Below are 14,253 nucleotides of genomic sequence, written 5' to 3'. Positions count from 1 at the left end.
GCAGCGCCGCGCGGCGCTGGTCGCCGCGGGTGGCGGCCGGGCTCACGAGGCGGCCGGCGCGGGTGCGGCGGGAGCGGCTGCCTCGGCCCGGCCGGCGAGCGGCGGCGCACCGACGCGGCGTACGCGCTCCCGGCCCGCGGGGAGCTCGGAGGTACGCAGCTGGTGCTCGTAGACGAAGTAGTCCAGCTGGTGGGTGTGCCGCGGGCGGTCGAGCATGTGGCCCATGTAGAGCTCGTCGTCGGCGCGGATGACCTCGTGCATCTCGGCGACCGGCGGCGGGACGTACTGCCCGACGGCGTACGCCGCGATCAGCCGTGCCTGGCTCTCCACGAACGGGAACAGCGTCGGCGTGGCCTGGGCGAACCCGGCGAAGAGCAGGTCGTCGAGGCCGGGCTTGAAGATCCGCTTGTAGAGGTCGATGCGGTTCTCCGGCGCGGAGATGAAGTCCGGGTCGAAGAACGGGAAGGTCAGGTTGTAGCCGGTGGCGTAGACGATGACGTCGACGTCCGTGGAGGTGCCGTCCTCGAAGTGGACCGTGCTGCCGTCGAGGCGCGAGACGTTGCCCTTCGCCGTGACGTCGCCGGACGCCAGCCGCAGGGGCAGCTCGGTCGACTGGGTCGGGTGGGCCTCGAAGAACTTGTGGTTGGGCGCGGGCAGCCCGTAGTTGGTCGGGTCCGAGCCGGTGAACCGCTGGCCCCACTGGGCGACCTTGCGCTGCCAGGACAGCGGGAGCTGCGGGTAGGTCCGGTAGTTCATGTCGGCGGGCTTGCCGTACATCAGCTTCGGCACGATCCACGCGCTGCTGCGGGTGGAGAGGGTGACCTCGTTGCGCAGCACCCGCGAGGAGAGCTCGACGGTGATGTCGGCGGCACTGTTGCCGAGGCCGACCACGAGGATCCGCTTGTCCATCAGGTGCAGCGGCTGCCACGGGTCGACGTAGTGGTGGGAGTGGATCGACTCGCCGGTGAACTCGCCCGGGAAGTCGGCGGTGCGCGGGTCCCAGTGGTGGCCGTTCGCGACGACGAGCAGGTCGAAGCGCCGGGTCTCCCCGCGCTGGGTCGCCAGCTCCCAGCCGCCGTCGGGCAGCCGCTCGGCGTGCACGACGCCGTTCTCGAACTCGATGTGCTCGCGCAGGCCGAACGCGTCGGCGTAGGCGTCGAGGTAGGCCTTGATGTCGGTGTGGTGCGGGAAGTCCGGGTAGTCGTCGGGCATCGGGAAGTCCTTGAAGGACAGCTGGTGCTTCGAGGTGTCGATGTGCAGCGAGCGGTAGGCGCTGCTGTGCCCGTTGGGGTTGCCGAACGCCCAGTTGCCGCCGACCCGGTCGGAGCTCTCGAACGTCGTGACCGGGACGCCGTAGTCGACGAGCATCTTGGTCGCGGTGAGGCCGCTGATGCCGGCGCCGATGACGGCGGTGGTGGGTGCGCGCATGGCGCGAACGTAGGGCGCGGGATTGACACGCGTCAACAGGTTCGTGTGAACCAGGTCACCACGGTGCCGTTGTGGCCGGGCCACAAATCGCCGGCGCTGGCCTGTGGCGGCAGCCGAGGAGTTCCGCGGCCGCCCGGCCGACCATGGCGACATGGCCAGCGCACACCCCTCTCCCCGCCGCGTCGCCGTCCTCGGCGCGGGCATGGTCGGTCTCTCCACCGCGTGGTACCTCCAGGAGCGCGGGGTCGAGGTCACGGTCCTCGACCGTGACGGCGTCGCCGCCGGGTCCAGCTGGGGCAACGCCGGCTGGCTGACCCCGAGCATCGCGGTGCCGCTGCCCGAGCCGTCGGTCCTGCGGTACGGCGTGCGGGCGGTGCTCAGCCCGTCCTCACCGGTCTACGTGCCGCCGACGGCCGACCCGCGGCTGCTGCGCTTCCTGGCGCGCTTCGCCCGCAACTGCACGCCGGCCCGCTGGCAGGCCGCGATGCGGGCGCTGATCCCGCTCAACAACGACGCGTTGGCCGCCTACGACGAGATGGAGCGCGGTGGGGTGGCCGCGCGGACGCTCGCGGCCGAGCCGTTCACGGCCGCCTTCCGCACCGAGACGGACAGCCACGCGCTGCTCGAGGAGCTGGAGCACATCCGCGCCTGCGGCCAGGACGTGCACGCCGAGGTCGTCGACGGCGCGACCGCTCGCGCCGAGGAGCCGGCGCTGTCCGAGGAGGTCGGCACCGCGATCCGCATCCACCGCGAGCGGTACGTCGACCCGGCGGCGTACGTCGCGTCCGTCGCCGCCGCGGTGGTCGAGCGCGGCGGGGTGCTCCGCGACGGCGTGCACGTCGACGACGTGGTCACCACCACTCGCGGGGTGCGCGTGGCCGGTGAGGAGTTCGACGCCGTCGTGCTCGCCACGGGCGCCCGGCTCAACGCGCTGGCGAACCGGTTCGGCGTGCGGCGGATCGTGCAGGCGGGCCGGGGCTACTCGTTCACGGTCAAGGTCGACGACCTGCCGCGCGGGCCGGTGTACTTCCCGACGCAGCGGGTGGCGTGCACGCCGGTCGGGGACCGGCTGCGGATCGCGGGGATGATGGAGTTCCGCGCGGTCGACGCGCCGATGGACCCGCGCCGGATCCGCGCCCTCGTCGACCAGGCCGGACAGCTTCTCCGCGGCGCGCACCTCGACCACCGCGAGGACGAGTGGGTGGGCGCCCGCCCGTGCACGGCCGACGGCCTGCCGCTCATCGGCGCCAGCAACGACCCGCGGGTCTTCATCGCCGGTGGGCACGGCATGTGGGGCATCACGCTCGGCCCGGTCAGCGGCAGGCTGCTCGCCGAGCAGGTCGTGACCGGCCGGGTGCCGGACGCGCTGCGGGCGGTCGACCCGCTGCGCTGAGCCCTCGTCGGCGCTGCCCGGTCAGCGCTCCGCGGCGCGGACCTGGGCGATCAGCAGCCGCGCCGCGAGCCGCTGGCGCGGGTCGTCGAGGTCGACCGGGCAGACCTCGGCGAGCCGGGCGACCCGGTAGCGCACGGTGTTGGGGTGCACGTCGAGCACCCGCGCGGCGCGCTGCGGCTCGCCCCAGTGGTCGATGACCGCCGCGAGGGTGTCGACCAGGTGGCCGCCGTGGGCGCGCTCGTGCTCAACAAGGTCCAGGAGCGGTGACCCGACCGGCGCCGCGGGCGAGCCGAGGCCGCGGACGGCCCGGGCGAGGACGACCTGCGCCCACGACTCCTCCGCGGTGGCGATCGGCCGGTCGCGGTCCGGCAGCACGGCCAGCTCGGCCGCCTGCGCCCGTGACCGGCTCCACCCCTCGACGGTCGACACGGGTCCGCCGGCCGCCGCCCCGACCGCCGGGTCGGCGCGGTGCTCCCGGACGACGACCTCGGCCAGCCAGGCCCACGTGCCCGGGCCGGTCGCCTCGCCGACGACGGCGTGGACGACGCCGTCGAGGTCGGCCAGCACCGGCCGGCGCCAGCCGTGGCGGCGCACCAGCGCGGTCCACAGCTCGCAGCGGGCGCTCGCGTCGAGCTGGCCGGCGGGCCCGGACAGCGCCACCACCCGCCACGGGCCGGCCGCGACGCCGTCGGGGAGCCGGCCGTCGCCCAGCCCGTCGTCGCTGTCCCCCTCGGAGCCCGTGCCGCCCTGAAGCAGCCGGCGGACCCGGTCGAGCTGGACCTGGCGGTGGAGCTCGCTGTGCGCGCGCAGCCGCAGCAGGTGCAGCGCGATGAGCCGGGCGGCCGCCCGCAGCTCGCGCTCCTGCGCCTCGGCGACGGGCGCATCCACGACCGCCCACACCGACCCGAGCCACTCCCCGCCGGCGCGCACGGGCACGACGTACCGCGGCTTGACGTCGTCCTGGCCGGCCGGGACGAAGAACGGGTCGTCGGAGCGCGCCAGCCGCCGGAAGACACCGAGCGCGCGGAAGTGCTCGCGCACCGCGCGCGGCACCTGGCGGCCGACGATCGTGGAGGTGCGCGCCTCGTCGACGTCGTGCTGGCCGCTGGAGTAGGCCAGCACCCGCGAGGTCGCGTCCTCGATGGTGACCGGCGCGGCGAGGACAACGCTGATCGTGTCGGCCATCTCGAACAGGTCGCCGTAGACGTCGTCGACCGGTCCGCCGCCGGTCGCGACCGCCTGCTCGAGCGCCGCGCGCAGCCGTCCCACCACCGGGGACCAGCCGGCACCGTCGGCGAGGGCGAGCAGCGCGAGGCCGTGCGCGGCGCAGGCCGCGGCCACCTCCGGGGCGTGGGCGAGCGGGCGGCGCAGCAGCAGCCCGGCGGCGGTCGGCCCGGACTCGGCCAGCGCGACCGCCTCGGGCACGTCGCGCACGCCGACGCCGATCACCAGGTCGCCGGCGACGAGCGAGGTGCCCGGTTCGGCGAGCTCGAGGGCCACGACCGGACGCTCCTCGCCGGCCGCGACCACCTCGACGAGGCCCGCGGTGACGGCCCGGGCCAGCCCGGCGGCGGTGGTCACGGGGGCCACTGTGCCAGCCGCGGACGCCCCTCGTGGCGGGTCAGCCTCACCGTGCCGGCGGCCCGGCCACGACCTGCACGGGGAGCTGGACGGGGACGTCGACCCGCGGCGCGCCGCTCATCCGTCGTCCTCCGGCGTCACCGCCTCGACCTCGTGCCGCGGCGTGGGGTTGTCCCGCGTCGCGCGGCAGGTGAGCCGGGCGGGCGGCCCCTGGACGGTGCGCACCCGCACCGACCAGGTCCGGCCGGCGACGTCGAAGACGGCGGTCATCACCTGGTTCGTCGCGGGCCCCTCGACGGATCGGCCGGTCCACCGCACGGCGTCGCGCCGGGTCTCGCCGAGGTGGCGGCGGAGCGCGACCTCGGCGGCCTGCACTGCCATGGGGTACGCCGTGCGGCCCCGGAGGTGGTCGAGCTCGAGGTGGTCGCGGGCGTGGGCCGCGGCGACCGTGAGGGCGGCGGCGGGGTCGAGGCGGCCGTAGTAGAGCCCGTCGGGGAGAGCCAGCAGGTTGCCGGCGTACCGGTCGCCGCCGATGTGGGAGACCTCCCACGTCTCCTCGGGGTGCGCGGCGGCGAGGGCCGCCGCGACCGGCCGGCCGAGCTCGGCGCAGCAGGCGTCGTGGCGACCGTGGGTGCAGACCGCGAGCACGGTGCCGTCGTGCGGGTCGAGGCCGCTGCTGCCGCCGGCGCGGAGGGAGGCCAGGTCGAGGTCGAGCACCTCGTGCGGGTCGGTGACGGTGCCGGACTCCAGGCGGGTCGCGCCCGGCAGGCAGGACGCCGCGAAGACCCGCAGCCCGTCACCAGTGCGGGCGCCGGTGGAGGCTCCCGTCGTGGCGCCTCGGGTGCGCCCGGGCCGGCGGACCAGCAACGGTCGCACCCGGGACGCGGCGGCGGCGGCGGCGATCCGCGGGCCCAGTCCGTCGGGCAGGCGCGCGTCACGGAGCGCGTCGACGCCCCAGGGCCCGGGGTGCTCGAGCAGCAGGAACGCGCGCACCGTCGACGCCGTGCCGGCCGGCTCCTCGTCGCGCCCGAGGCTGGCGACGCTGCAGCGGAACGGCGCGGTCGTCACCCGAGGACCTCGAGCAGCCCCTCCCGGACGAGGCGGCGGCACAGGACCAGCCGCGACTGCGGGTCGAGGTGGTCGGCCAGGTCCGCCGGGCGCAGCTCGCCGCGCGCACGGATCTCCTCCATGGCGGGCGCGAGCCGGCCCGGCACGTCGAGCACGCGGTCGCCGAGGAGCACCTCCAGGCGTCCGTCGGTCCGGGGGAGCAGCACGCACGGGTGGCCGGCGCGGCGCCGGAGCGGCGTCTCGTCGTCGAGCCCGTCGACGCGGAGCACGTCGTGGAGGCCGCCGGGCAGCCGGGGCGGGCGACTGGTGAGGAAGCGGCGTACCTCCGCCTGGGCCGCCGCCTCCGTGTCGACCTCTCGCACCCGGGCGGCCAGCGCCTCGAGCCGGTCGGCGAGGCCGGCGGCGAGAGGCGAGCGGTCGTCGAGGTAGCCGGCCGGCAGGTGCTCGTCGGCCACCTCGGCCAGCAGCGGCTTGACCGCGCGCTCGACGAGTCCGCGCCAGGTGAGCTGGTTGATGCCGATGGTGACGTGCAGGGAGACGGTGTCCTGGGCGCGGGCGGCGTGAGGCGTGCCGGTCGGGAGGTACATCGACAGCCCCGGCTCGAGCAGGACCTCCTCGGCGCCGTCCTGGCCGTGCACCTCCCACTGCTTGGTGCCGGCGGTCTGGAAGACGAAGACGTCGTGGCTGTCGGCGTGGACCGCGAAGCCCTGCGACCCCGGCGGGGTCAGGTAGGCGTTGGCCTGGCAGGGGTGACCGAGCTCCAGCTCGAGCTGGGCGACCAGCCGGGTCAGCGGCGGGTGGTAGCGGTGCAGGCCCTGGAGGACGACCGTCGCGCCGTCCGCGAACGCCGCCAGCGCCTTGCGGCCGTCCACCAGGCCGGTCAGCTGCTTGCCGGCGAGCGTCGCCGACCGGGTGTACCGCGACTCCGGCAGCACCGCGCCGTCCTGGGCCAGCCGCACCGACGGGGTGCGGATCGCGGTCGAGGTCAGCAGGTGGTCGGCGTCGTCGAGCGACAGCAGCCCGACGAGGTCGGCCGGTGCCGTGCGGTGCAGGTGCACGCGGGACGCCCAGACCTTCTCCAGGAAGGTCCGGGCGTCACCGCTGAGCAGGTCGAGCGCCGGGTGCGGCCCGACGGCGGGGGCGTGGTCGGTCAAGTCGGTGGTTCAGGCGTCGGTGCCGTCGGAGTCGCTGCCGTCGCCGTCGGTCGTGTCGGTCGCGTCGCCGTCGCTCGCGTCACCGTCCGTGCCGTCGCTGTCCGTGCCGTCGGAGTCCGTGCCGTCGGAGTCGCTGCCGTCGCCGTCCGCGGTGTCCGTGGCGTCACCGTCGCTCGCGTCACCGTCGGTGCCGTCGGAGTCGGTGCTGTCGGAGTCACCGATGCCCTGGGCCGGGTCGCCGGCGGGCACGGTGGTCATGTCGTCGTCGGAGAGGGGCTCTTCGGGGGTGCTGGTCATGGCGGCCTCCAGGGCTGGTGTCGGTCCGGACCTCTGGCCCTTACCCCGGCCCGCCCGTCGGCACACGGCGCCAGCCGTCCATGGAAGCGCTGGCCCGGACCTCCTGGCGCGACCGCGGACGGACGGAGCCGGGCCGACGGCCTGGTCGTGTGCCTGACAACGCGGACCAGCGCGTCCCCACGCACACGACCGCGGCTCGACACCTCTCAGCGACAGGTCGTGTGCCTGACGACGCGGACCAGCGCGTCCTCGAGCACACGACCCCGACGACCGCTCTGGCGGCTCCCGGGGTCGCGTCACCGTCGGTGCCGGCGCGCGACCTGCTCGACCCGCAGCTCGGGGCGGTCAGTCGACGAGCCCGCGGCGGCGGGCGATGGCGGCGGCCTCGGTGCGGCCGGCGGCGCCGAGCTTGGCGAGGATGCGGGAGACGTGGACGGAGACGGTCTTGGTGCTGATGAACAGCTGCTTGCCGATCTCGCCGTTGCTCCGGCCCTCGGCGACGAGCGCCAGGATCTCCGCCTCGCGGGCGGTGAGCGCGTCGGAGGCCTCGGCACGAGAGGTCGGGCCGCCGAGGGCGCGCAGCTCGGCGAGGAGCGGCGCGGCGCCGAGCCGGTGGGCCGCGGCGCGGGCGGCGTCGGCGGCCTCCCGGGCGCCCGCCGGGTCGCCGGCGGCGCGCAGGACGCCGGCGAGCGCGGTGCGGGTGCGGGCGAGCTCGTGGACGTGGCCGTGGTCCTCGAACGCGGCGACCGCGGCGCGCCATGCGGCGACCAGGTCGTCCTGCGAGGGTGGGTCGACGCCGAGCAGCCAGGCGGCACGGAGAGCCTCGGCACGCAGGCGGGCGGCCCAGGCGCGGCCCTCCGGTCCCCAGTGCACCGACGGGTCGGCCCGGTCGAGCACCTCGCGGCCGTCGGCGTGCAGCCGGTCGGCCTCAGCGGCCCAGGCGGCCCGCTCGCCTGCGGGCACCCGGGGCAGCAGCGGGGCGAGCTCGCGCAGCGCGGCGGCGGCGAGCCGGATGCGGGCGCTGAACCACGGGTGCCAGATGCGGCCGAGGACGTCGACGGCGTCGGCGTACGCCGCCAGCACCGCCTGCCCGTCGCCCGCCCGGCCCGCCCAGACCAGCGCCAGCTCGGCGGCGTGGATCGCCACCCCGCCCTCGCGCTCCCAGAACCGCCGCAGCGCCCGGACCTCCGCACCGACCTCGACACCGCGCCCCTGCAACACCTGCAGCCGCACCGCCTCCAGGATCGCCCCGGGCACCGGCGGCGCGTCACCGTCGACCACGGTGCTGAGCGCGAGCGCGGCGTCCCAGTCCCCGCGGACGAGCTCGATGAGGGAGAGCTGCCAGCGGGCCTCGAAGCCGTACGGCGCCCAGGGCAGCCCCACCGCGACCGCCCGTTCCATGCCGCCGCGGAACCAGTCCGCGGCCGTGTCCAGCTCGCCCCAGTCCTGGTAGGACCGGCCGAGGAAGAACCGTCCCCGGAGCTCGGCGTGGATCGCGCCGCTGCCCTCCGCGCGCTCGACGGCGTCGACGAGGGCGGCGCGCAGGCCCTCCTTCGGACCGGTCTTCTTCAGCGCCGACAGCGTGGTGATCGCCTCGGAGGCGAGCTCGGGCAGGTCGAGCCGCTCGGCCATCGCCAACGCGTCGAGCCCGACCGCCTCGGCCTCCTCCCACCGGCCCAGCGAGCCGAGCACGTTCGCCTGCGTGGTCAGCACGCGCGCCCGCAGCGGCGTCTCGCCGACCGGCGCGAGCGCGGCTGCCTCCGCGGCGACGGCAGCGGGGTCGAGGTCGGTCTCGATGATCAGGAGCACGGCGGCGTACGCCGTCAGCAACCGTGGCCGCCACAGGGGTGAGGCGTCCGAGGGCAGGAGGCCGAGGTGCTCGCGCAGCAGCGCGGCCGCGCGCTCGGGCTCGCCGCTCTGCGTGAGCGCGTCCGCGGCGCTGACGACCAGCTTGGACAGGTCGACGTCGGCGTCAGCCTGCCGCCGCGGGTCGGCGAGCAGCTCGAGCGCCTGCTCGTAGTGGAGCGCCGCCTCGCCGGGACCGCCTACCGCGGTGGCCTCCCGGCCGGCGCGGACGCTGGCCAGCAGCGCGGTGTCCAGGTCGAGGGCGAGCCGGGCGTGGCGGGCGAGCTCGGCGGCGGTGCCGTGCGCGCGGCCGTCGCGCAGCGCGGCGGCGTACTGCGCGTGCAGCCGCACCCGCTCCCCCGGCAGCAGGTCGTCGTAGACCGCCTCGCCGAGCAGCGCGTGCCGGAAGGAGTAGACGGCACCGTCGGCGACGAGGACGTTCATCTCGACCGCCTCGCGCAGCCCCTCGTCGACGGCTGCGGGGTCGAGCCCGGAGGCCGCCTCGAGCGCCTCGTGGGAGACCTTGCGACCGGCGGCGCTCGCGGTGCGCACCAGCCGGCGGGCCGCGTCGCCGAGCCGGTCGAGCCGCACGAGCAGGAGGTCGGCGAGGTCGGTGGGGACCCAGTCGCCGGGCCCGTGGGCCGCGCTGGTCAGCTCCTCGACGAAGAACGCGTTGCCCTCGGCCCGGTCGACGATCGTCCGCAGCGCGCGCTCGTCGAGCCCGTCGGGCGCGAGCTGGGCGACCAGCTCCCGCACCGCGTCATCGGGCAGGGGACCGAGGGCGATGCGGACGACCCCGGGCAGCCGGCTCCACTCGGCGACCTGGCGGCGCAGCGGGTGGCGGCGGTGCAGGTCGTCGGAGCGGTACGACGCGACGACGGCGACCGGTCGGGCGAAGGGCCGGCTGAACAGGAAGCTGAGCAGGTCGCGGGTCGACCGGTCGGCCCAGTGGGCGTCCTCGACCACGAGCAGGACCGGTGCCTCCTCGGCGGCCGCCTCCAGCAGCGCGTGGACCGCCTCGAACAGGTCGCCGCGAGCCAGCGCCGACGTCTCGTCCCGGTCCGCGCCCTCGGCCCGCCCGGGACGGGTGTCGAGCACCCGGCGTCCCGGTTGGAGCCGGAGCAGCACCGGCTGCTCCGCGCTCACCCGTGCCACCAGCTCGGGGCGGTCGGCGGCGAGGCGGCCGAGCACCTCCGAGAACGGGAGGTACGGCAGTGCGCTGTCGCCGAGGTCCAAGCAGTGGCCGGCCAGCACCCGCCACCCGCGGTCGACGGCGAGGTCCCGCAACGCGGTGAGCAGCCGGGTCTTGCCGACGCCCGCGTCCCCGGAGAGCAGCACGACGCGGGCCGGCAGGCCGGGGTCGTGGCGGGCCTCCTCCCCCACGACGCCGAGCGCCGCGGCGGTGTCCGTGAGCTCCCTGTCGCGGCCGACGAGCGTCCTGGTGGTCGTCACGGGTCCCATCCTGGCGTGACCCGCGGACGGTGGTGCGCTCAAGCGGTCGACCCGGTCAGGACGCCCGGCAGGTGGAGGCCGCCCGTCCGCTGGGGGAACCGGGTGCGCGGGTGCTTGCGGCGGCGCGCGGCGGCGACCTCGGTGCGGACCTGGTCGCGGCGGTACTGCAGCTCGGCCTCGTAGCTGAAAGGGGTGTGCATCACGGTGTCTCCTCGTCTCGGTGGTGACGCCGAGACTCGTCCGCTGAGGTAGGCCCACACATCGGACGACGTGCGTATTGCGCGCTGTGCCGGCTACCTCAGGCGGCCCTCCGCTCCTGCCTCAGAGGAACCTCCGGAGCCGCCTCAGGCGCCCCCGAGCACGGGGCGGCCGGCCTGCCAGACGCCGGCGACGAGGGGGACGCCGGGCCGGTAGGCGAGGTGGACGTGCGAGGGCGCGTCGAGGAGCACCAGGTCAGCCCGGCAGCCGACGGCGAGCACGCCGACGTCGTCCCGGTCGAGCGCGCGGGCTCCACCGGCGGTCGCCGACCACACGGCCTCGGCCGGGGTCATCCCCATCTCCCGCACGGCCAGCGCGACGCAGAACGGCATCGAGGACGTGAACGACGACCCCGGGTTGCAGTCGCTGGCCAGGGCGACGGTGACGCCGGCGTCCAGCAGCCGCCGGGCGTCCGGGTAGGGCTGCCGGGTCGAGAACTCCACGCCCGGCAGCAGCGTCGCCACCGTGCCGCTGTCGCGGAGCGCGTCGACGTCGGCGTCATCGAGGTAGGTGCAGTGGTCGACGGCCGTCAGCCCGAGCTCGCAGGCCAGCCGCACCCCCGGGCCGGGGCCCAGCTGGTTGGCGTGCAGCCGCCCGCGCAGCCCCCGACCTATCCCGGCGACCAGCACGGCTCGCGCCTGGTCGGCGTCGAACGCACCCCGCTCGCAGAACGCGTCGACCCACCGCGCGTGCTCGACGGCGGCCTCGAGCATCGGACCGGTGACGAGGGCGACGTACTCCTCGGGCGTGGTGCCGCCGGGGACGACGTGGGCGCCGAGGTACGTCGTCTCCTCGGTCAGCATCCGGGCGACCGCGAGGCTGCGGGCCTCGTCGCGGACGGTCAGGCCGTAGCCGCTCTTGACCTCCAAGGTCGTCGTGCCCTGCCGCAGCATCTCGCCGACGAGCCGTCGCGCACCGGACAGCAGCTGCTCGTCGGAGGCCGCACGGGTGGCGGCGACGGTCGTGCGGATGCCGCCGGCGGCGTACGCCGTGCCGGCCATGCGCGCCGCGAACTCCCCCGCCCGGTCGCCGGCGAACACCAGGTGGCTGTGGCTGTCGACGAACCCGGGCAGCACCGCTCGTCCACCCGCGTCGACGACCGCGTCAGCCGCGGGCGCCTCGGCGGCCGCGCCGACCCACGCCACGCGCGAGCCCTCGACGACGACCGCTGCCCGCTCGACGATCCCGAGCGGCCCGTCGCGCCGGTCCCTCTCCCGGTCCGGGTCGTTGGTGACCAGCTCGCCGATGCCGGTCAGCAGGGTGCTCACGCCGGTCACCGCCACACCTCCTCGATCGCAGCGGCGAGCCCACGCCCGAGCGCCTCCGCCGCACCGTCCTCGTCCCGGTCCCACACGACCCGCCCGTCGACCATCGTCCGGACGACGTCCGCCGCGCTCGCCGCGAAGACGGCCGTGTGCTCGTCGGCGCCCGTCCCGGCGGTGCGGACCGACCGGGTGTCGACGACGACCAGGTCCGCCCGCCGACCGACCTCGATCGCGGCGGCGTCGTCGACGCCCAGGCTGTCGTGGCGCGTCCCGGCGGCGAGCAGCTCGGCCGCGGTCCAGTGGCCGCGGGTGCGCGCCGCCAGCCGCTCGTCGAGCTCGAGCGCGCGCATCTCCTCGAACAGGTCGACCACCGCGTGGCTGTCCGACCCCAGGCTCAGCCGGGCGCCGGCCTCGTGCAGCCGCCGGCCGGGGCCGATCCCGTCGCCGAGGTCGCGCTCGGTGGTCGGGCAGAAGCAGGCGGTCGTGCCGCTGTCCCCCAGCAGCGCGACGTCCTCGTCGGTCAGGTGGGTCGCGTGCACGACGGTCGTGCCGGGCCCCAGCAGGCCCGCGTCGTGCAGCAGCCGCGTGGGGGTGACGCCGTACGCCGCCCGGCAGTCGTCGTTCTCGGCCGGCTGCTCCGAGAGGTGCACGTGCAGCGGCGCCCGGCCCCGGAACGCACCGAGCTCCTCGCGCGGCACCGCCCGCACCGAGTGGACCGCGGCCCCGGCGCGGAGCCGGCCCGCCGCGACAGAACCGTGCAATTGCGCGGTCCTGTCGCTCCACCCAGCCGCGGACCCGTCGGAGTAGCGCAATTGCGCGGTTGTGGGCGGCGCACCGAACCCCGAGCTGAGGTAGCACGCGTCGAGCAGCACCAGCCGGATCCCGGCGTCCCGGGCGGCGTCGGCGAGCGCGTGCCCGAAGGCGTTCGGGTCGTCGTACGCCGTGCCGTCCGGCCGGTGGTGCAGGTAGTGGAACTCCCCGACGGTCGTGATCCCGCCGGCGACCATCTCGCGGAACACCGCCCGCGCCAGCCGCCCGTAGCCCTCGGGCGTGAGCCAGCCGGCGAGGTCGTACATCCGCTCCCGCCAGGTCCAGAACGTCCCGCTCCCTTGCTGCGTCCGCCCGCGCAGCGCCCGGTGGAAGGCGTGGCTGTGGCAGTTCGCCAGTCCGGGCAGCGCGAGCCCGGCGACCCGCTCGGCGTCGGCGACCGAGGCACCCGGCACGACCGCCGTGAACCGCCCGCCCGAGACCTCGACGAGCACGTCGTCGCGCACGGCCCCGTCCACCCAGGCCCGCTCGAGCAGCAGCCGGTCGCTCACCGCAGCGACTCCTCGAGCACGTCGGCCAGCGCCTCGACGCCGGCGAGGCAGTCGCCCATCTCGGCGTGCTCGGCGGGCGAGTGCGAGACGCCGGTCGGGTTGCGGACGAAGAGCATCGCGCTCGGGACGCCCGCGGCCGACAGCGCGCCGGCGTCGTGGCCGGCCTGGGTCGGCAGCACCGGCCAGCCGCGCGGACGGGCGACCGGATCAGCCAGCCAAGGGTCGAACGACACCGCGCCCGAGACCGACTCCGCCGTCACCGTGACCGACGTCCCGTCCCGCTCGGCCCGCGCCACGGCCTGCTCGGTCACCGCGGCGACCAGCGCGGCCAGGGCGGGCTCCGAGGAGCACCGGGCGTCGAGCCAGGCCGAGACCCGCGACGGGATCGCGTTGGTGCCGTTGGGCGCGACCTCGACCCGGCCGAACGTGGCCCGCGCGTCGGGCGCCGCCAGCCGCGCCTGCTTGTTCGCGGCCAGCGCCGTCATCGAGAACGTCAGCACCGGGTCGGCCCGGTCCTCCATCCGCGTGGTGCCGGCGTGGTCGGCGGTCCCGTCGAAGTCGAAGCGCCACCGGCCGTGCGGCCAGATCCCACTTGCCACCCCGACGGGCGCGTCGAGGTCGACCAGCGCGCGGCCCTGCTCGACGTGGAGCTCGACGAAGCACCCGACGTCCGCGAGCAGCGAGGACGAGCCGCCCTCGACGACGTCGCCCAGCCGCACGCCGTCGCGGTCGGCGAGCCCCTCGACGTCGGCCCAGGACACGGCACCGGTGGCGAGCCGCGACCCGAGGCAGGCGAGTCCGAACCTCGAGCCCTCCTCCTCGACGAAGACCCCCACCCCCAGTGGCCGGGTGGGCACCACGCCGCGCTCGCGCAACCGGTCGACCGCAGCGAGCGCGGAGACCACGCCGAGCGGGCCGTCGTACGCACCGCCGTCCACGACGGAGTCCAGGTGCGACCCGGTCAGCACGCCCGGGCCCCTCCCCGACTCCCACCACGCCACCGTGTTGCCGACCGCGTCGGTCTCGACGACCAGCCCGCGCGAGGCCGCCTGCTCGGCGAACCACGCCCGCAGCTCGAGCTCCGCGCTCGTCCACGGCTGTCGGAGGTACCCACCCGTCGCGGCCGACCGGCCCACCGGCGCGAGGTCCGCCCACATCCGCTCGAAGTCGTCGACGGGGTCAGGCACGGCAGG

At 76.2% G+C, this 14,253-nt stretch carries 11 protein-coding genes; 1 reads left to right on the top strand and 10 read right to left on the bottom strand.

Features of this window, described 5'->3' with window-relative positions; genetic code table 11:
* Nucleotides 1-42: 42 nt before the first annotated feature.
* Nucleotides 43-1,428: a flavin-containing monooxygenase gene (locus H7344_RS05630; RefSeq protein WP_186345007.1), complete on the bottom strand. Its 1,386-nt coding sequence runs from the start codon at nucleotides 1,426-1,428 to the stop codon at nucleotides 43-45.
* A 151-nt stretch (nucleotides 1,429-1,579) separates the two neighbouring features.
* Between H7344_RS05630 and H7344_RS05625 the strand changes: the two genes are divergently transcribed.
* Nucleotides 1,580-2,821 carry an NAD(P)/FAD-dependent oxidoreductase gene (locus H7344_RS05625; RefSeq protein WP_186345006.1) on the top strand — a complete coding sequence of 414 codons (1,242 nt, stop codon included), beginning with the start codon at nucleotides 1,580-1,582 and terminating at the stop codon, nucleotides 2,819-2,821.
* A gap of 21 nt (nucleotides 2,822-2,842) precedes the next feature.
* Here H7344_RS05625 and H7344_RS05620 read toward each other — a convergent pair whose 3' ends face one another.
* From H7344_RS05620 to H7344_RS05580, 9 genes are all read right to left on the bottom strand, one after another.
* Nucleotides 2,843-4,402, bottom strand: a complete 1,560-nt coding sequence (locus H7344_RS05620; RefSeq protein WP_186345005.1) for a PucR family transcriptional regulator — start codon at nucleotides 4,400-4,402, stop codon at nucleotides 2,843-2,845.
* Nucleotides 4,403-4,519: 117 nt separating this feature from the next.
* The gene (locus H7344_RS05615) at nucleotides 4,520-5,470 is read right to left on the bottom strand and encodes a sucrase ferredoxin (RefSeq protein WP_186345004.1); all 951 of its coding nucleotides are present in this window, start codon (nucleotides 5,468-5,470) and stop codon (nucleotides 4,520-4,522) included.
* On the bottom strand, nucleotides 5,467-6,624 hold the full coding sequence (locus tag H7344_RS05610; protein WP_186345003.1) for a cupin domain-containing protein: 1,158 nt from the start codon (nucleotides 6,622-6,624) through the stop codon (nucleotides 5,467-5,469). The genes H7344_RS05615 and H7344_RS05610 overlap by 4 nt, the downstream gene beginning before the upstream one ends.
* A 9-nt stretch (nucleotides 6,625-6,633) precedes the next feature.
* On the bottom strand, nucleotides 6,634-6,921 hold the full coding sequence (locus H7344_RS05605; RefSeq protein WP_186345002.1) for a hypothetical protein: 288 nt from the start codon (nucleotides 6,919-6,921) through the stop codon (nucleotides 6,634-6,636).
* 345 nt (nucleotides 6,922-7,266) lie between these two features.
* Nucleotides 7,267-10,218: a helix-turn-helix transcriptional regulator gene (locus H7344_RS21360; protein WP_186345001.1), complete on the bottom strand. Its 2,952-nt coding sequence runs from the start codon at nucleotides 10,216-10,218 to the stop codon at nucleotides 7,267-7,269.
* Nucleotides 10,219-10,256: 38 nt separating this feature from the next.
* Nucleotides 10,257-10,418: a hypothetical protein gene (locus tag H7344_RS05595; RefSeq protein ID WP_186345000.1), complete on the bottom strand. Its 162-nt coding sequence runs from the start codon at nucleotides 10,416-10,418 to the stop codon at nucleotides 10,257-10,259.
* A gap of 144 nt (nucleotides 10,419-10,562) precedes the next feature.
* Entirely contained in the window at nucleotides 10,563-11,744 is a 1,182-nt protein-coding gene (gene hutI, locus H7344_RS05590) for an imidazolonepropionase (RefSeq protein WP_229707050.1), read from the bottom strand.
* A gap of 5 nt (nucleotides 11,745-11,749) precedes the next feature.
* A complete protein-coding gene (locus tag H7344_RS05585; RefSeq protein WP_186344999.1) occupies nucleotides 11,750-13,060 on the bottom strand; it encodes a formimidoylglutamate deiminase in 1,311 nt (436 codons plus the stop codon).
* Entirely contained in the window at nucleotides 13,057-14,247 is a 1,191-nt protein-coding gene (locus H7344_RS05580; protein ID WP_308423351.1) for an allantoate amidohydrolase, read from the bottom strand. The genes H7344_RS05585 and H7344_RS05580 overlap by 4 nt, the downstream gene beginning before the upstream one ends.
* Between the last annotated feature and the right edge of the window lie 6 nt (nucleotides 14,248-14,253).

The organism is Nocardioides deserti, assembly GCF_014266025.1.
In the GTDB taxonomy this organism is placed as follows: Bacteria; Actinomycetota; Actinomycetes; order Propionibacteriales; family Nocardioidaceae; genus Nocardioides; species Nocardioides deserti.
The sequence above is the reverse complement of the archived record's forward strand: the minus strand, read 5'-3'. Positions and strand labels throughout refer to the sequence as shown.

What these genes read in the sequence shown, in the direction of transcription:
- H7344_RS05630 (WP_186345007.1), bottom strand. Translation starts at nt 1,428, where the DNA reads ATGCGCGCACCCACCACCGCCGTCATCGGCGCCGGCATCAGCGGCCTC.
- H7344_RS05605 (WP_186345002.1), bottom strand. Translation starts at nt 6,921, where the DNA reads ATGACCAGCACCCCCGAAGAGCCCCTCTCCGACGACGACATGACCACC.
- H7344_RS05595 (WP_186345000.1), bottom strand. Translation starts at nt 10,418, where the DNA reads ATGCACACCCCTTTCAGCTACGAGGCCGAGCTGCAGTACCGCCGCGAC.
- H7344_RS05625 (WP_186345006.1), top strand. Translation starts at nt 1,580, where the DNA reads ATGGCCAGCGCACACCCCTCTCCCCGCCGCGTCGCCGTCCTCGGCGCG.